16 protein-coding genes are annotated in these 16,037 nt (G+C 67.7%); 7 read left to right on the forward strand and 9 right to left on the reverse strand.

Annotation, left to right across the window (positions count from 1 at the left end):
• Positions 1-70: 70 nt before the first annotated feature.
• Both AB5J62_RS41055 and AB5J62_RS41060 read right to left on the reverse strand, forming a co-directional pair.
• A complete protein-coding gene (locus tag AB5J62_RS41055) occupies positions 71-2,647 on the reverse strand; it encodes a hypothetical protein (protein WP_370945444.1) in 2,577 nt (858 codons plus the stop codon).
• Between the two features lie 70 nt (positions 2,648-2,717).
• The gene (locus tag AB5J62_RS41060) at positions 2,718-4,742 is read right to left on the reverse strand and encodes a phosphocholine-specific phospholipase C (protein ID WP_370945445.1); all 2,025 of its coding nucleotides are present in this window, start codon (positions 4,740-4,742) and stop codon (positions 2,718-2,720) included.
• Between the two features lie 74 nt (positions 4,743-4,816).
• On the opposite strand from AB5J62_RS41060, the gene AB5J62_RS41065 reads away from it, so the two are divergent.
• Positions 4,817-5,191: a VOC family protein gene (locus tag AB5J62_RS41065; protein WP_370945446.1), complete on the forward strand. Its 375-nt coding sequence runs from the start codon at positions 4,817-4,819 to the stop codon at positions 5,189-5,191.
• 43 nt (positions 5,192-5,234) lie between these two features.
• A complete protein-coding gene (locus tag AB5J62_RS41070; RefSeq protein WP_370945447.1) occupies positions 5,235-5,696 on the forward strand; it encodes a heme-degrading domain-containing protein in 462 nt (153 codons plus the stop codon).
• 134 nt (positions 5,697-5,830) lie between these two features.
• Here the strand turns inward: AB5J62_RS41070 and AB5J62_RS41075 are convergent, their stop codons facing one another.
• From AB5J62_RS41075 to AB5J62_RS41095, 5 genes are all read right to left on the reverse strand, one after another.
• Positions 5,831-6,787: a YncE family protein gene (locus AB5J62_RS41075; protein ID WP_370945448.1), complete on the reverse strand. Its 957-nt coding sequence runs from the start codon at positions 6,785-6,787 to the stop codon at positions 5,831-5,833.
• Positions 6,788-6,890: 103 nt separating this feature from the next.
• Positions 6,891-7,718, reverse strand: coding sequence for an ABC transporter permease (locus AB5J62_RS41080; protein WP_370945449.1), 828 nt, complete (start codon positions 7,716-7,718; stop codon positions 6,891-6,893).
• Positions 7,715-8,611: an ABC transporter permease gene (locus AB5J62_RS41085; RefSeq protein WP_370945450.1), complete on the reverse strand. Its 897-nt coding sequence runs from the start codon at positions 8,609-8,611 to the stop codon at positions 7,715-7,717. The genes AB5J62_RS41080 and AB5J62_RS41085 overlap by 4 nt, the downstream gene beginning before the upstream one ends.
• The gene (locus AB5J62_RS41090) at positions 8,608-9,666 is read right to left on the reverse strand and encodes an ABC transporter ATP-binding protein (protein ID WP_370945451.1); all 1,059 of its coding nucleotides are present in this window, start codon (positions 9,664-9,666) and stop codon (positions 8,608-8,610) included. The genes AB5J62_RS41085 and AB5J62_RS41090 overlap by 4 nt, the downstream gene beginning before the upstream one ends.
• A 6-nt stretch (positions 9,667-9,672) precedes the next feature.
• The gene (locus AB5J62_RS41095; protein ID WP_370945452.1) at positions 9,673-10,899 is read right to left on the reverse strand and encodes an extracellular solute-binding protein; all 1,227 of its coding nucleotides are present in this window, start codon (positions 10,897-10,899) and stop codon (positions 9,673-9,675) included.
• 55 nt (positions 10,900-10,954) lie between these two features.
• Between AB5J62_RS41095 and AB5J62_RS41100 the strand changes: the two genes are divergently transcribed.
• The 5 genes from AB5J62_RS41100 (at position 10,955) to AB5J62_RS41120 (ending at position 14,061) form a co-directional block, all read left to right on the forward strand.
• Positions 10,955-11,647 (forward strand): GntR family transcriptional regulator, encoded by a 693-nt coding sequence (locus AB5J62_RS41100; protein ID WP_370945453.1) that lies wholly within the window; start codon positions 10,955-10,957, stop codon positions 11,645-11,647.
• Positions 11,644-12,552, forward strand: coding sequence for a dihydrodipicolinate synthase family protein (locus AB5J62_RS41105; protein ID WP_370945454.1), 909 nt, complete (start codon positions 11,644-11,646; stop codon positions 12,550-12,552). Before AB5J62_RS41100 ends, AB5J62_RS41105 begins: the two co-directional genes overlap by 4 nt.
• A gap of 158 nt (positions 12,553-12,710) precedes the next feature.
• Positions 12,711-13,739: a fatty acid desaturase gene (locus tag AB5J62_RS41110; RefSeq protein ID WP_370945455.1), complete on the forward strand. Its 1,029-nt coding sequence runs from the start codon at positions 12,711-12,713 to the stop codon at positions 13,737-13,739.
• Entirely contained in the window at positions 13,736-13,912 is a 177-nt protein-coding gene (locus AB5J62_RS41115; protein ID WP_370945456.1) for an RGCVC family protein, read from the forward strand. Before AB5J62_RS41110 ends, AB5J62_RS41115 begins: the two co-directional genes overlap by 4 nt.
• A complete protein-coding gene (locus AB5J62_RS41120) occupies positions 13,909-14,061 on the forward strand; it encodes a DUF6307 family protein (RefSeq protein WP_370945457.1) in 153 nt (50 codons plus the stop codon). The genes AB5J62_RS41115 and AB5J62_RS41120 overlap by 4 nt, the downstream gene beginning before the upstream one ends.
• Positions 14,062-14,108: 47 nt before the next feature.
• On the opposite strand, the gene AB5J62_RS41125 is transcribed toward AB5J62_RS41120, so the two are convergent.
• On the reverse strand, positions 14,109-15,050 hold the full coding sequence (locus AB5J62_RS41125; protein WP_370945458.1) for an alpha/beta fold hydrolase: 942 nt from the start codon (positions 15,048-15,050) through the stop codon (positions 14,109-14,111).
• 72 nt (positions 15,051-15,122) lie between these two features.
• On the reverse strand, positions 15,123-15,983 hold the full coding sequence (locus AB5J62_RS41130) for a 3-hydroxybutyryl-CoA dehydrogenase (RefSeq protein ID WP_370945459.1): 861 nt from the start codon (positions 15,981-15,983) through the stop codon (positions 15,123-15,125).
• Positions 15,984-16,037 lie beyond the last annotated feature (54 nt).

Genomic DNA, 16,037 nt, shown 5'->3' on the forward strand with positions numbered 1-16,037 from the left:
GTAGCCCGAAAGCCACTTTCGGCAGGTTAGATCTGACGAAAGTGGCTTTCGGGCTAGGGCGAGGGGCGGGCTAGGCGCTGATCTCCAGGAAGCTCAGACGCCGGGTTTCGGCGGACGTCCCGTCGGCCACGCGGTCGTCGAACCAGGCGGCCAGTGCGCGCCAGTAGTCGGCGCGGCGGCAGAAGTCCTCGGGCAACGGGGTGTTGTCCAAGGATTTCACCGCCGCGACGAGCTGGTCGAGCCTGCGGTCGCAGCCCATGATGTATTCGGGTGCGATCTTGTTGCTGTTGATGGGTTTCTCCAGCGGGACGCCGTGGAAACCTCGGTGCTGCAACGCGAGCAGGTCCTCGGTGTAGGCCGGGAACCCGGCGACTTTCCCGGGGTAGCCGGACTCGACGGACCAGCGCCGGTACGCGCAGATGGCCTGGAAGCGCGTGTACCAGTCCTGTCTGCTGACGGCGAGGTCGCGCAGCTGCCGCCAGACGTCGCCGTCGATCGCGCGCCACTCGTCGACGGTCCGGTCGTCCGGGGCCGGGCCGGTGTCGCGGGCCTTGGCGTGCCAGAACCGCGCGCGGCAGCCGGCGATGTCGAAGATCAGCTGGCGCAGGTAACTCGCCTGCTGCCAGACGTGCGCGCGGTGCGGGCGCAGTGGCGCCGGCCGGTCCGGGGCGAAGGTGACCATCTCGAACACGCGGAACAACTCGTGCCCGCGCAACGCGACGAGGTCCGGGTCCTCGTCCATCACCCAGGATCGGCGGCCTGCCAACCGTCCACTGTGGCTCACGGTCGCCGCGTGGTACAGCTCCCGCACGGCACTGCGCGCGACCTGGTCCCGTGCGGTGCCTGCCAGGTGCGGGTTGAGTGCCTTGCGTCGCATGTCCGACTGCCCGCGCGGGCCGACTTTCATCAGCGCCACCGCGTAGACGCTGGCCGCGTTGTAGCACTCGGCCCAGGAACTGCGGTGCCCCGATCCTTGGACGACCTTGGTCAGCGCCTTGGGCTCGGGTGGCCAGGTGCCTGCCGGGAAGACGTTGGGCGGCAACAGTTTCGGCTTCGGCTCGGGGTAGGCGGGCTGTGGCCGCGGCACCGCTCCGGTGTGCGGGTCGACGTCGGCCATCGCCCGCCGCAGCACCACCCAGGCGAGACAGAGCCGCAGCGCGCGGTTGGTCAGCAGTGACCAGGTGTGCCGGTAGCGGCGCCAGAAGCTGTGGTAATCCTCGATCAGCCGCTCGATCTCGTACTGCGACAACGCGCAGAGGTACGACCGCAGCTCGGCCGCGCGGTCGTCGTACCGTTTCTTCTCGGCCTTGGTCGCGGTCGGGACCACGAGCTCGTCTACCGGTGCGCGCAGCAGCCTGTTGTGCCGTGCCTGCCGGTCCGATCGGGAAATCCATTGTGGACACGTGCGGATGTCGAGCTCGACGTACCGCTCGAAGCGCAAGCGCAGCGCGGCGCGCAGTTCCGCGCGCTGGCTGATCCTGGCGTCGTACATGGAGTCCGCGCCGCGCCTGGGTTTGCGCACCCACCACGAGCTGGCGATGGAGTCGCCGTGGCCGAGCACGAGCGCGTGCCGGTACCTGGCGAGCAGCAGCGCGACCTCTTGGTGCTTGGCCATCACGCGCGGCTGACGCTCGAAGTCACGGCCGATCCACCAGCGCGCGAGACTCGGGCGGCCGCGGCTGCAGATGGTGATCACGTCGTCGTAGGTGGCCAGCGCGTCCAGGTGCAGGTCGAGTTGCTCTTGCAGCGACGCGATTTCGAGTCTGATGTAGACGTTCGACGGGTCGAGGGTGAGCGCGCGGTAGTACTCGGCGAGCGCCTCGTCGTAGCGGTTGTGCTCGACGAAGTAGTTGGACCGCTGGTACGCGTCGAACAGCTGCCACGGGATCTTCGCGTCGCGCCACGCCGCCCAGTGGATGTTCTTGCGGACGTACGCGCTGCGCGGGATGACCAGCGCGGCCACCGCGTTCGCGGCCTGGTGCAGCACCCGAGGCCAGTTGTCGTCCTCGATCACCAGCGGGCTGGCCGCGAAGCGCGGCATCCGGACGAGTTCGAGGATCAGCTGGTAGCGGCCGTTCACGTTGCCGGGCCGGACCGTGCCGCTGATCTGGAACGCGGCGGGCGGCTGCGCGAGCTTGATGAGCTTCGTCGCGACCTTCCACCAGCCGTCCGCCGACTCACCCGCGGTCTCGACGATCTGGATGAAGTCGTACGAGCCGCCGACGCCGGGCACCGGCGTCGGGTCGTAGAGCCGTGACTCGTTGAGGATGCGCTTGAACGCCGCGGTCAGCTCGACGGCGGAGTCGACCTCGCGGTCGTGACTGCCGTCCGGCCGCTCGTCGACGAAGACCTTGATGTCGATCTGGTTGGCCCGGTAGGCGGCGCCTTCGAGCCGCGCCTTGCCGATGTAGAACAGCGTCAGCACCGCCGAGCTGACCACGATCGCGGTCTGCAGCACGGCCCAGCTGATCACCGTGGGGACCTTCGTGTTCCTGACGAAGGCCGAGTTCTGGAACACGTCGAGGTACGGCACCACGGCGAACCCGGCCGCGATCAGCCCGGCCAGCACCGCCGCCACCCACCACCGGATCCGGTGAGCCTTGGGCAGTTCCGCATGGTCGAAATCGGCATCAGGCCGTCTGCGCACGCGAGTTTCACCCCCTCGAACGATCTACACAGTACTCGCTCAGGGGAAGCGATTTGTTACTCGCCGTGATTTAACCGGTACGACTCGGTTTCCCGTTCTCGATGTGACCGGCGAATCGCCGTCGCCAAGACGGCTGCCCGGTGAGGCTGAAAGTGACGTCGTACCAGCCATGATCGGCCGCCAGCGGGTCCAAAGTGAGCACGTGCGAGCCGTTCGCGGGCACCACGAATCCCGGTTGCCCGGATACCCCGATCGTCACCGCGAGCGGCCGGGTGTTGACCACCTTGAGCTGCAGTTTCAGGCCCACGAGCGACGGTTCGACCTCGACCCCGGCGGTCAGCAGGTTGCCCGCGGCCTCGACCTTGAAGCCGTTCGGGCCGTGGATCGCCAGGTCGTAGGCCACAGCGAAGGCCACCTGGCCGTGCACCGTCGACCGCGGCGCGACGTCGAATCGCTGCGAGAGCCCGGCCAGGTGATAGGCGTAGGAGGCGAGCTGCAACGCCGCGCTGCCCTGGTTGCTCAGCGTCAGGCCGACCGAGGCCACGCCCACCGAGACGCCGGCCAGCGGCTGGTACGGGAGCGCGCGGGCGGGCGCGCTGCCAGGAAGCTGCTTCGGCACGACCTGCTGCCCCAGCGCGGGCGGGCCTGGCTTCGGCAGCTTCGACTGGGTCTCGTCGGCCTGCCGGCGCAGTGTCGCCGTGTCCGGCAGCAGCGGGATGCTCGTGCTGGGCTTCTTGAAGTCGAAACAGCTGGTCAGGTCGCCGCAGATGGCCCGGCGCCAGGCCGAGATGTTCGGCTCGCGCACGCCCGTCCAGGCTTCGAGGAAACGCAGTACCGACGTGTGGTCGAAGACCTGCGAGTTGACCCAGCCGCCGCGGCTCCACGGCGAGATCACCGTCATCGGCACGCGCGGGCCGAGCCCGATCGGCGTCGGCGGCCCGGCCGCGGGCGGCAGGCCGCCGTAGACCGGCTGGATCGCAGGCAGCAGCTCGTGCGGGGTGCCCGGCGGCGCGGTCGGCGGCACGACGTGGTCGTAGAAACCGTCGTTCTCGTCGTAGTTGATGAGGACGACCGTCGACTCCCAGAGCTTCGGGTTGTCCCAAAGCGCCTTGAGCACTCGCGCGGTGTAGGCGGCGCCGTCGACCGGCCTGGCCGCCGGGTGCTCGGTGTACGCGTAGGGCGCGACGATCCACGAGACGCTGGGCAGCTTGTCGGCGGCGCAGTCGGCAATGAACTGCGACAGCACGTGGTCGACGTCTTTGCCCTTACCTGAATCCGGCTTCCACTTCGCGCGCAGGCTCGCGCGCTCGGCGAGCTGTCGCTTAGCAGGATCGCTGGACGCCAACGCGTCGTGATAAGCCTTGAAAAGCCACAGCGGGTTGTCGCCGTAGTCGCCGACGTAGCCGTCACCCTGCTCGTCGTTGGCGTAGACCTGCCACGAGATGCCGGCCGCCTGGAGCCGCTCGGGATAGGTGGTCCAGTCGTAGACCGGCTTGTAGTCGCCGGGGTTCGAGGTGGCCGGGCCGCCCGCGCGGCCGTCCGGGTCGATCGTGCCGGTCCAGTGGTAGAGCCGGTTCGGCGTGGTCGGGCCCTGTATCGAGCAGAAGTAGTTGTCGCAGACCGTGAACGCCTTGGCGAGCGCGTGGTGGAACGGCACGTCGTCGCGTGTGAAGTAGCCCATGGTCATCTGCGTCTTCGCCGGGATCCAGGCGTTGTACGCGCCGCCGTCCCAGGCGAGGTGCGTGGTGTCCCAGTCGTGCGGCAGGTCGCCGAGGTCCTGACCGTCGACGACCGCGGTGTCGAGGTGGAACGGCAGCAGGTGCCCGCCGTCGACCCGCAGCAGGTCAGGCTGGTGGAAGACGTCCTTGCCGAGCGGCAGCCGCAGCGCCGCGCGGTCGCTGAAGCCGCGGACGCCGGCCATGGTGCCGTAGTAGTGGTCGAACGAGCGGTTCTCCTGCATGAGGACGACGACGTGCTTGACGTCGTCGATGGTCCCCCGCCGCGTCGTCGCGCCCGCCACGTCCGGCCGCAGCGCGCCGGCGACACCCGCCAGCGCCGCGCCACCCAGCACGGTCCGTCTCCGGATTCCGGTCATCCCCACGCCTCCCTGTTTTGCTTGACGCAGCGTGGGGCATGAAAAGTAGTAACTTGTTCCAGCGAGGTGAAGACATGCTGAACTCCACCCGGCCGATCGGGTTCGTACCTGTGACAGACCTCTCGAAGGCGCGCGAATTCTACGCCGGGATCCTCGGTTTCGACGTCGAGGACGAGAACCCGTCCGCCGTGGTTTTGCGTTGCGGCACGACGATGATCCGCGCCACCAAGGTCGACGATCTCACCCCGCAGCCGTTCACCGTGCTCGGCTGGCAGGTCGACGACATCGACGACGCGGTCGACACGCTCAAGGCGCAGGGGGTCAACTTCCTGCTCTTCTTCGCGCTGGACCAGAGCGCGCACGGCGTGTGGACCGCGCCGGGCGGCGACCGCATCGCCTGGTTCAAGGACCCGTTCGGGAACACGCTCTCGGTGTCCCAGTTCGTCTGATCAGCGGCTTGGAATTACACAACACTGTTGATTTAATGGCCGCATGAGCGATGAGCTACTGGCCGAGCTGGCCGCGCAAGAAGAGCGCCTGCGGTTTCGGCGGTTCGACAACGAAACCGCCATCGACCTGGGCATTCACCTCCTCGGCAGCGCGCGGGCGGAGAGCCTGCCCGTGACGATCTCCGTCCGGCGCGGGCAGCAGCGGCTCTTCCACGCGGCGCTGCCCGGCACGTCCGTGGACAACGACGCGTGGATCGACCGCAAGAGCCGCGTGGTCGACCGCTACGGCCACAGCTCGTTCTACGTCGGCACCTTCTTCCGCTCGCGCGGCAAGACCTTCGAAGCCGACTCCCGGCTGGACCTGGACCTGTACGCCGCACACGGCGGCGTCTTCCCGGTGATCGTCGAGAACGTCGGCATGGTCGGCACGGTGGGGGTCTCCGGCCTGCCACAGGCCGAAGACCACGCCTTCGTCGTCCGCGCGATCGAGGAGTCCCTCGGCTAGAGCGTCTCCACCGCACGCCGCTCGATGTCCAAACAGGACTCTACGATCGCGGCAGCCTCGTCGAAGAACTCGCGGCGACCGTTGTCACCCAAGCCTACTACCAGTCGTGAGTGGTATGACCGGTTCTAACCGGCCTAGCCACTCACGACCACCGCGAGCTGGGCGGCGCCGCCCTCGACGGTCAGCGAGGGCGCCAGCACCGCGGCGGCCAGGTCCACGACCTGGACGGTCCTGTGGCCCGAGTGCGAGAGGTAGAACCTGGTCCGATCGGGGTCGGTCGCGCCAGCGGTGAACTCGCCGTTCAGGTCGAGCGTGGTGGTCTGCTTCCCCGCGTCGGTGTCGAAGACGACGACCTTGCCGCGCCGGTCGAGCGAGTGCACGAAGCGGCCGTCGGCGTTGACGGCCAGCGCGGTCGCGCCGTCGCCGTGGTACTCGAGGTAGTCGACCGCGGTGAGCTTGTCGGTGCCGACCGGCACCAGGAAGTCCGCGTGGCCTGACTCGGTGGTGATGTTGCCGGTGACGAACAGCCTGCCGCCGTCCGGCGCGATCGCCAGCGCGTGGCTGAGGTGCAGCAGGTTGCCGCCCCTGCCGAAGGTGACCTGCGCGGCGACCGCGCATTCGGCCGTGTCGATCGCGACGATCCGGCTGACCCCGGAGCACAGCACGTACAGCGTGGCTCCGTCCGGGCTGAACACCGCGCTGGTCGGGTTGAGCACGCCGCCGATGTCCGCGACGGCCTTGGTCTGGGTGTCGAGGAGGCTGACCGTCTGCCGGGTCGTGTGCAGCACGGCGACCAGCGCGCCGGTCGCGTCGACCGCGAGTCCGCCGGACGGCTGCTTGGTGTCACCCGCTTTGGACTCGACGAGCGTCGACGTGTTCAGCTCGGCGACGACGCCGTCGAGGCCGAGTGCGAAGACCCGTTTGCCGTCGGCGGAGACGGCCAGATTGCCGGAACCGCCGACGGGCCGGTGCGCGAGCTGGACCGGCCCGGAGACCGTGGTGCCGCCGTCGAGTTCGTGCACCGTCACCCCGGCTCCGGTCTGCGCCCACAGGTGCGCGCCGGACGGAACCACCGAACTGGGGACCCCCACCTTGACCTCCCGATCACGAGACAACCCGATGTCATCTGACCTTTCAGCTCCCATGACATCGGCACAAGCCGCCGGAGGCTTGATGATCTCGGCCGGACAAGATCTATGTCTCCTCGCGCACCCGCGTGACCAGCTGGGTCGGGTTGACGAACCGCAGGGCGATCAGCAGCAGCACGAGCATCGACGCGGTGTAGACGGTCGCCATCGCGTCGACTTGCTGATTCGCCCTGATGCCCGCGCCGAACACGGAGTTGTACAAGGCCACGACCAGCGTCGTCGAATCCGGTCCGGCGACGAGGAAGGTCAGCTCGAACATGCCGACCGTCCGCACCAGCACCAGGATCGCCGCGGCCAGGATCCCCGGCAGCAGCAGCGGGCCGAGTATCCGGGTGAAGACCGAGAGCGTGCGCGCGCCGCTCATCCGCGCGGCGGCTTCGATCTTCGGGTCGATCTGCTCGATGAACGGGGTCATCGTCAGCACCACGAACGGGATCGACGGGACCAGGTTCGCGAGTATCACCCCGGTCATCGTGCCCGCGATGTGGAACTTGTAGAGCACCGTCGCCAGCGGGATGCCGTAGGTGATCGGCGGGATCAGGATCGGCAGCACGAACAGCAGCATCACCAGCTGCTTGCCGGGGAACGACCGGCGTGCCAGCGCGTACGCCGCGGGCACGCCGACCAGCACCGAGATCACGATGACCGAGACCGCGACCGTGCCGGTGGTGAACAGCACCTGCGACAGCCCGAACTCACGCCACGCGTCGCCGTACCAGTGCGTGGTGAACCCCTCCGGCAGCCAGGTGCCGAACCACTGGGTGCCGAACGAGTCGATCACCACCGACAGCACGAGGCCGATCAGGTTGACGAAGAAGAACGCGACGATGGCCCAGACGACCCAACGTCCAGGACGCGCGACCCAACCCTTCATCCCTTGCCTCCCGTGGCGCCGCGGTAGAGGGTGGTCCGCCAGATCAGCACCAGGCCGATGACCAGCAGCATGATCACCGCCATGATCATCGCGATGGTCGAGCCCATCGAGAAGTTGTACTCCTCGAAAGCGGCGTGATACGCGGCGATCGAGATGACCCGGGTCGTGCCGGACGGGTCGCCGACCAGGTTCGCCGACGGGAACACCGAGAACGCCATCACGAACGAAAGGCAGAACGTGATCGCCAGCCCCGGCGCCAGCAGCGGCATGGTGATCTTGCGGAACCGCTGTCCCCAGCTCGCGCCGAGTGTCGCCGCCGCGCGCTCCAGCGTCGGGTCGATGCCCGACAGGTAGGACAGCGTGAGCAGGAACGCGAACGGGAAGCCGGTGATCACCAGCGACAGCAGCACGCCGGTGTAGTTGTGGATCAGCGGCAACGGCTCGTCGCTGATCCCGAGCGCCGACAGCACCTTGTTCAGCCAGCCCGCGGGACCGGTGTACGTGATCAGGCCTTGCGCGGTGAGCACCGTGCCGAGCGTGATCGGCACGACCAAGATCGTCGTCAGCGTGCGCTTCCCGCGCATCTTGCCGCGCATGACGTACGCGATCGGGATACTCGCGAGAACGTTGATCAGCGTCGCGGGCAACGCGATCCACAACGTCGTCCACATCGTGTTGCGCAGATACGGGTCGCGGAAGAACTCGGCGTAGTTCGAGAACGGGCCGCCCTTCTTCGGCGTGAAGGAGAGCTGCAGGCCGTACAGGAACGGGTAGAGGAACAGCGCCACCGCGAAGACCACGCCGGGCACGAGAAGCAGGAGCACGCGGTCGATCCCGCGCTCCGCCAGCCGATGCCGCAGCGACGGCTTCGCTGCCACAGCCACGGCCGTCACGGCTCGAACACCAGTACCCGCTCGGCGGGCACGCTGATCTTCGCCGAATCGCCCGGCGCGAGCCGCTTGTCCGTGCGGAAGTACACCGGCTCCCCGCCGGGCAGCCGCGCGGACACCGACAGCTCGCGCCCGTGGTACTCGACGATCTCGACCGTGACGTCGATGCTGTTCGCCGCGACGTCACCGACCACGAAGTCCTCCGGCCGGATGGCCGCGACGGCCTGCCCCCTGGTCAGGCCGTCGCGGCTGGTGCCGGACAACCGCACTCCGTTGCCCTCGACCACCACGCCGGAGCCGCTCGCGCCGGTGATCTCCAGCTCGAGCATGTTGCGGTAACCCATGAACGAGGCGACATAACCGTTCACGGGCTGCGCGTACACCTCCTCCGGGGTGCCGATCTGCTGCACCTCGCCATCGCGAAGCACGACCAACCTGTCCGCGAGGGACAAGGCCTCCTCCTGGTCGTGCGTCACGTACACCGTGGTCAGCCCCAGCGTCTGATGCAGCCGCCGGATCTCCATCCGCATCTCCAGCCGCAGCTTCGCGTCCAGATTGGACAGTGGCTCGTCCATCAGCACCACCGGCGGCTCCAGCACCACCGCGCGCGCGATCGCGACGCGCTGCTGCTGGCCGCCGGAGAGCTGGCCGGGGAACTTCGACGCGTGGTCGGTGAGCTGCACCAGCCGCAGCGCCTCGTCGACGCGGTGGGTGATGTCGGCCTTGCCGACCTTGTGCATCTTGAGCCCGAACGCGATGTTCGCGCGCACCGACATGTGCGGGAACAACGCGTAGTTCTGGAACACCATCCCGAACCCGCGCTGCTCCGGCGGCAGCCCGTCGATGCGCTTGTCGTCGATCCAGATGCTGCCGCCGGTCAGCGGCATCAGCCCGGCGAGGCAGTTCAGCGCCGTCGACTTGCCGCACCCGGACGGTCCGAGCAGGGCGACGAACTCCTGGCCGGAGATGGTCAGGTCGAGACCCTTCAGCGCGTTGGCCGAGCCGAAGCTGCGGCTCACACCCTCGAGCCGGAGTTCGGAGAAACCCTTATCGGACATCAGGAATCACTTTCCGCCCTTGCCGGCACCGACGAGCTTGTTCCACTTGTCGAAAGCCTTGACCTGCTGCGGGGCAGGCAGTGAAGGCTGCTTCGGGTACTTCGCGATCCACTCTTCGTACTCGGGACGCCCGAACTGCTTGATGGTGTCCTGGCTCTTCTGCGGCGCCATCTCGATCTTGACGTCCTTCACCGCGGGGCCGGGGTAGAAGTAGCCGTCGTCGAACGCGATCGCCTGCTGGTCCGGCTGCAGCATCCACTTGACCAGCGCGAGGATCGCCGAGGTCTGGTCTGGCGAGAGGCCCTTGGGGATCAGCGCGTACTGCGCGTCGGTCACCCAGGTCATCGGCTGCATGACGCCGGTCTTGACGGTGTTCGGCACGGTGCCGAGCTTGCGCGGGTTGATGTCCCAGCCGGTGGTCGACATGACCATGTCCACCGAACCGGACGCGAGGTTCTTCATGACCTCGGTGGTGCCGGACGGGTAGTACTTCACGTACTTGCCCAGCTCCTGCAGGAACGCCCAGGTCTTGTCCCAGCCTGCCTCGGGGTCCTTCGGGTCCTTGTCGCCGAGCAGGTACGGCAGGCCCATCAGGAAGGTGCGGCCGGGTCCGGAGTTGGCCGGGTTCGCGTACTGGAACTTCTCCGGGTGCGCCTTCGCCCAGGCCAGCAGCTCGTCCGGCGAAGCAGGCGAGGTCGGCACGGCGGCCGGGTTGAACTCCAGCAGCGGCCCGGACGGGTAGTAGACGACCTCGATGCCGTAGCCGTCGGTCAGCTCCTGCATCTTGGCGGCGGGCTCTTGGTAGTTCTGCATCAGGTTCGGGAACCGGCTCTCGAAGTCCGGCAGCACCTTGGCGAGCACGTTGTTCGAGATACCGGCGGACAGCCCGTCGGTGCCGCTGAGCACCAGGTGTGTCTGCGCGACGCCGCCGTCCTGCTCGGCCTTGAGCTTGCCCGCCATCTGCGGCGCAGGCGCGGTCGTGTAGTTGACCTTGCTGATGATCTCCGGGTGCGCGGTCTTGAAGTTCTCGATCATCTGCTTGGTCAGCTGCAGATTGCCCGCGATGTCGAGGATGTTGAGCTCGACCGGCTTACTCGGTTTCTCGGGGACCGCCTTCGAATCGGCCGCCTGAGGCGCGTCCCCGCCGGGAGCGCCACAAGCCGCCGTTAGGCCCGCGACCAGCCCTATCGCCACCAGCGCAGTCCGGATCCGCGAGCCACTGCGACGTTGCATGGCCACTCCCTTGTTCATGGTAATGTTGTATGTCGCATCGTATATCAGATCGGACATGCCAGTGGCGAGAACTTCTTCGTTCCGGAAGGCTTCGCCACCGATCTCCCGCACCGACTTCGTCCGCGACGCCATCAAGGAATCGATCTTGAGCGGCGAGCTCGCACCAGGCGAGACACTGGTGGAAAGCGAGATCGGCGCGCAGCTCGGAGTGTCCAAGACCCCGGTCCGCGAGGCGCTGCGGCTGCTGGCCGGTTCGGGCCTGGTCACGATGAGCACGTACAAGGGCGCCTCCGTCCGCGTCATCGACGCCGAAGTCGCGTACGCCGTGTTCGACCTGCGCGCCATGCTGGAGCCGGAAGCCGTGCGCCGCGCGGTCGACGGCGGCGCCGATTTCAGCGAGGCACGCCGCGTGCTCGGTGAGGTCGCCTCCGGCACCGGCGCGACCGAGCGCGCGCACGCCAGCCAGACCAACCGGCTGTTCCACCGCGCGCTCTACGCCGAATGCGGAAACCCGCTGATGGTCGAGATCCTCGACGGCCTGCGCGACCAGGCCGCACTGATCACGGTCACCGGCTGGGGCATCAGCCCCACCTGGAAGGGCGAGGCCGCCGAGCACCTCGCGATCCTGAACGCCGCCGAGCAAGGAAACGCGAAGCAGGCCGAACACCTGCTTCGCAAGCACATAACGGATTTCATCGACCGGGTCGCCTTCGAACTGCCCGGCGAGCGAACCAGGGGAGTGCGATGAGCTTCGCAGTGCAGATCAGGCGGCTTTCCGGCGTGGTCGCCATCCCGGTGACCCCGTTCGACGACCAGGGGGCCGTCGAACCGGACACCTACGCCAAGCTGGTGGACCGCCTGGTCGCCGGCGGCATCGAAGTGATCACGCCCAACGGCAACACCGGCGAGTTCTACGCGCTCGACGAGCAGGAAGCCCGCCACTGCTTGGAGATCACGGTCAAGGCCGTCGACGGCAGGGCGTCCGTGCTCGCGGGTGTCGGCCACGACGTGACCACCGCGGTGCGCGCGGCCCAGCACGCGGCGTCCTGCGGCGCCGACATGATCATGATCCACCAGCCGGTGCACCCGTACGTCTCGGCGGACGGCTGGGTCGAGTACCACCGCGCGATCGCCGCCTCTGTCCCCGACCTCGGCGTCGTGCTCTACGTCCGCAACCCGGCGACGACCGGCGCCCAGCTCGCGCGGCTCGGCGAGGTGGCGCCGAACGTCATCGGCATCAAGTACGCGGTGCCCGACGTGGTCCGCTTCGCCTCGGTCGCCCGCGACGCCGGCTTCGACCGCTTCGTCTGGGTGGCGGGCCTCGCCGAGCTCTACGCGCCGGGCTACTTCGCGGCGGGCGCGACCGGGTTCACCTCCGGCCTGGTCAACGTCGACCCGGAGATCTCGCTGAGCATGCTGCGCTCGCTCTCGTCCGGCGACTACCCGGCGGCCATGGCCGTCTGGGAGAAGATCCGGCGCTTCGAGGAATTGCGCGCGGCCAACGGGAACGCGAACAACGTCAGCGTGGTCAAGGACGCGCTCGCGCAGCTCGGCCTGTGCCGCCCCGACGTCCGCCCGCCGAGCCGCCTGCTCACCGGCGACGAGCGTGACCAGGTCTTCGGCCTGCTGACCTCATGGGGTCTTTCGACGTGACCGTATTTGCGTTCTTCCGGTCCGGGTGACACCCTGGTGGTAGATCGCGGATTTCCCGTGATGTCCTGCGGCCATCGTGCCTTTCATTCAGCTCACCCAGGCCGGGTGTGGGAACCGTTGCTGGACCGGATTTTCTACCGAGCCAGAACGGTCATGCCATGGAGACACTGGCGCCGCGGAAAAACCACGGAACCGACTATGCCGAGTTGTCACGGCTGATCAAGGACAAGGGCCTGCTCGCCAGACGGCGCGGGTACTACGTGACCAGGATCGCGCTCAACATCCTCGCCTTCTCCGGCGGCTGGGTCATGTTCGTATATCTGGGCGATTCCTGGTGGCAGCTCTTCGTCGCCGCCTTCTTCGCGATGATGTTCACCCAGCTGTCGTTCATCGGCCACGACGCCGGGCACAAGCAGATCTTCCGTACTCGCCGCGCCAACGACGCGGTGGGTTTGTTCCACGGCGGACTGGTCGGCATGAGCTATGGCTGGTGGGTCGGCACCCACAATCGCCACCATGCCAACCCGAACCACGAAGACGACGACCCGGACGTGAACCTGGCCGCGATCGCCTTCACCAGGGCACAGAGTGGCCGCCGGCGCGGATTCCTGCGCTGGATGGCCAAATACCAGGCGTGCCTGTTCTTTCCCTTGCTGCTGCTGGAAGGTCTCAACCTGCATCTCGCGGGAATCACCGCGATCTGGCAGCGCGGCGTCAAGAAGCGCAAGGTCGAGTCGTTCCTGATGTTCGCGCACGTCGCCGCCTATCTGTCGGCGGTCTTCATCGTGCTTTCACCCGGCACCGGCTTCGTCTTCATCGCGGTGCACCAAGGACTTTGGGGCCTGTACATGGGGTGCTCATTCGCGCCCAACCACAAGGGGATGCCAACGCTCAAGGCCGGGCACACCCTGGACTTCCTGCGCAAGCAGGTACTCACCTCACGCAACATCCGCGGCGGCCCGGTGGTCGACTTCGCGCTGGGTGGCCTGAACTACCAGATCGAACATCACCTCTTCCCGAACATGGCCAGGCCGAATCTGCGCCGCGCGCAGGCTGTCGTCGAAGAATTCTGCGCGAGCAAGGGAATCGAGTACGCCCAATGTGGCTGGCTCCGTTCATACGGCTACGTGCTGGCGCACCTGCACTCCGTCGGCGCTCCACTGAGGACACCCGCGAGGACGGTATGACCACCCCTGAAGCATCAGCGGCCCCGGGCACCTGCCCGGCCTGTGCCCACGAATTCCGGTTCCACGATGTGATCGCGAAGCGCTTTTGCCTGGCCACCACCGCAGGTGGCTTCCACCGCGGCTGTGTCTGCCCGGATCTACCCAGTTCCCCGATGGACAAGGAAAACACATGACCGCCGCATACCAATCCCGCTATGACAGACGCGTATCGCTGGTCCAGGAGCTAGTCAGCTCGAACACGAAACTCAAGGACAAGGAAGCCCGCGCGCTGGCGGTCAAGATGATCCACGCGCTCGACACGGTTCCGGAGTCCGTCCGCTGATCCCAGGGGTCGTGAGTGTTTTCGCCGGTTAGAACCGGCCGGAACACTCACGACCCTTTCAGTCCTTGGCCTAGCCGGTCGAGGATGTCGAGGTACCTCGCCTGGCTCGCCGCGTTGGAGACGTGCCCGGTGTCGAGGTCGAAGACGCGGAACCTGTTGCGAGTGGTCGCTTTGTCGGCCTCTCGGATGAACCGGTCCTGCAAGGGAAGCGGCACCAGGCGGTCCTTGAGGTGCCGGATGTAGACGCGCGGCACGCGTCCCCAGGTCGAGAGCCTGCCTCGCGCGTCCGTCGCGCCTTTGGTCAGCAACTCGTCGGGTGCCACGCCGTTGAGGAACGCGAAGAACTCCGCGTCGGTGCCGTCGGCCATGAGCGCGCTCTTGAGGTCGGCCAGCTGCTTCGGGTCGGCGGTCCGCCAGTTCGAGCGCGAGGCGCCGAGCACGGCCGGGTCGCCGACGGCGATGCCCAAGAGCGCCAGCGCCTCGGTCGTGGCGGCCTCCGGCGTGGCCATGTACTCGTCCGGGGTCGCCAGGTCGACGCAGCAGAACGCCGTGTCGTAGACGAGCAGGTCGATCAGGTGCGGCACTTCGTTCGCGATGAGGCTGATCGTCGCGCCGCCGATACTCGCGCCGACCAGCACGACCGGCCCGAACCGCGCGGCACGCCGCACGACCTCGACGGTCGCGCGGATCTGGTCGGCGTAGGTCACCCCGGCCAGCGGCGACCGCTCGGCCGCGAACGCCGCGAGGTCCTGCGGCGCCTGGTACGAGAGCCGGAACTGGGCGTCCGTGGTCCGCTGCCCCGGCATGTCGACGCCGACACAGCGATACCCACGCAGGACGAGTTCGTTCGGGATACCGCCCGAACCGTTGGCGCCCGCGGCGAACACGAAGGTCGGCACGCGACGGTCAGGTGTGGCCTGCGCGGTGCCGGCGGCCGCCAGCGAAAGAGCCCCGGTCAGCAGCGCGGCACGTCGAGTGTGTTCGATCATGCGCCCAGTGAACCGGCGCGGGTGGTTGCGCCGACAGCCGCGAACGTTGCCGCAGCCGTCGACGAAAGTTGCTCAGGCGTACTGGTAGAACCCGCGGCCGGTCTTCTTGCCGAGCAGTCCGGCGTCGACCATGCGCAGCAGCAGCGGCGGCGACGAGTACAGCGGCTCCTTGAACTCCGCGTACATCGAGTCCGCGATCGCCTTGACGGTGTCGAGGCCGATCAGGTCGGACAGCCGCAGCGGGCCCATCGGGTGCGCGGTGCCGAGCTCCATGCCGCGGTCGATGTCCTCGGCCGAAGCGAAGCCGGACTCGATCATCCGGATCGCCGACAGCAGGTACGGCACGAGCAGCGAGTTCACGATGAACCCGGCCCGGTCCTGCGAGCGGATCACCGTCTTGCCGAGCGCGCCGGTCGCGTGGCCCTCGGCCCGCTTGATGGTGTCCTCGCCGGTGAGCAGCGACGGCACCAGCTCGACCAGCGGCAGCACCGGCACGGGGTTGAAGAAGTGGATGCCGACCACCTGCTGCGGACGGCCGGTGGCCATGCCGAGCTTCATGATCGGGATGGAGGAGGTGTTCGAGGCGAACACCGCGTCGTCACGCTGCACGATCTTGTCGAGCTGGCGGAAGACGTCGACCTTGGCCTGCTCCTGCTCGAGGATCGCCTCGATCACCAGGTCACGGTCGGCGAACGACTCCAGCTCGGTGGTGAAGTGCAGCCTGCCGAGCGCGGCATCGGCGTCCTCCGCAGACACCTTGCCGTTCTTGACGCCACGCTGGAGCGACTTCTCGATCCGGGCACGCCCGGCGTCGAGCGCCGGCTGGCTCACCTCGGTGACGGTCACATCCAGACCGGCTTTGGCGTGCACCTCGGCGATACCCGAGCCCATCAGGCCCGCGCCGATGACGCCTACCCGTTGGATGTCTGCCACGGTCTCTCCCTTGCCTTATGACGGCGAAGACGGACAGCACGAGACACGCGAGGG

Origin of the sequence: Amycolatopsis sp. cg5 (genome assembly GCF_041346955.1) — a bacterium.
GTDB lineage: Bacteria > Actinomycetota > Actinomycetes > Mycobacteriales > Pseudonocardiaceae > Amycolatopsis.

Bases quoted from the DNA above. Each gene is read 5' to 3' on its own strand.
- AB5J62_RS41060 (WP_370945445.1), bottom strand. From the start codon at position 4,742: ATGACCGGAATCCGGAGACGGACCGTGCTGGGTGGCGCGGCGCTGGCG.
- AB5J62_RS41065 (WP_370945446.1), top strand. From the start codon at position 4,817: ATGCTGAACTCCACCCGGCCGATCGGGTTCGTACCTGTGACAGACCTC.
- AB5J62_RS41070 (WP_370945447.1), top strand. From the start codon at position 5,235: ATGAGCGATGAGCTACTGGCCGAGCTGGCCGCGCAAGAAGAGCGCCTG.
- AB5J62_RS41080 (WP_370945449.1), bottom strand. From the start codon at position 7,718: ATGAAGGGTTGGGTCGCGCGTCCTGGACGTTGGGTCGTCTGGGCCATC.
- AB5J62_RS41090 (WP_370945451.1), bottom strand. From the start codon at position 9,666: ATGTCCGATAAGGGTTTCTCCGAACTCCGGCTCGAGGGTGTGAGCCGC.
- AB5J62_RS41095 (WP_370945452.1), bottom strand. From the start codon at position 10,899: ATGCAACGTCGCAGTGGCTCGCGGATCCGGACTGCGCTGGTGGCGATA.
- AB5J62_RS41100 (WP_370945453.1), top strand. From the start codon at position 10,955: ATGCCAGTGGCGAGAACTTCTTCGTTCCGGAAGGCTTCGCCACCGATC.
- AB5J62_RS41105 (WP_370945454.1), top strand. From the start codon at position 11,644: ATGAGCTTCGCAGTGCAGATCAGGCGGCTTTCCGGCGTGGTCGCCATC.
- AB5J62_RS41110 (WP_370945455.1), top strand. From the start codon at position 12,711: ATGGAGACACTGGCGCCGCGGAAAAACCACGGAACCGACTATGCCGAG.
- AB5J62_RS41115 (WP_370945456.1), top strand. From the start codon at position 13,736: ATGACCACCCCTGAAGCATCAGCGGCCCCGGGCACCTGCCCGGCCTGT.
- AB5J62_RS41120 (WP_370945457.1), top strand. From the start codon at position 13,909: ATGACCGCCGCATACCAATCCCGCTATGACAGACGCGTATCGCTGGTC.
- AB5J62_RS41125 (WP_370945458.1), bottom strand. From the start codon at position 15,050: ATGATCGAACACACTCGACGTGCCGCGCTGCTGACCGGGGCTCTTTCG.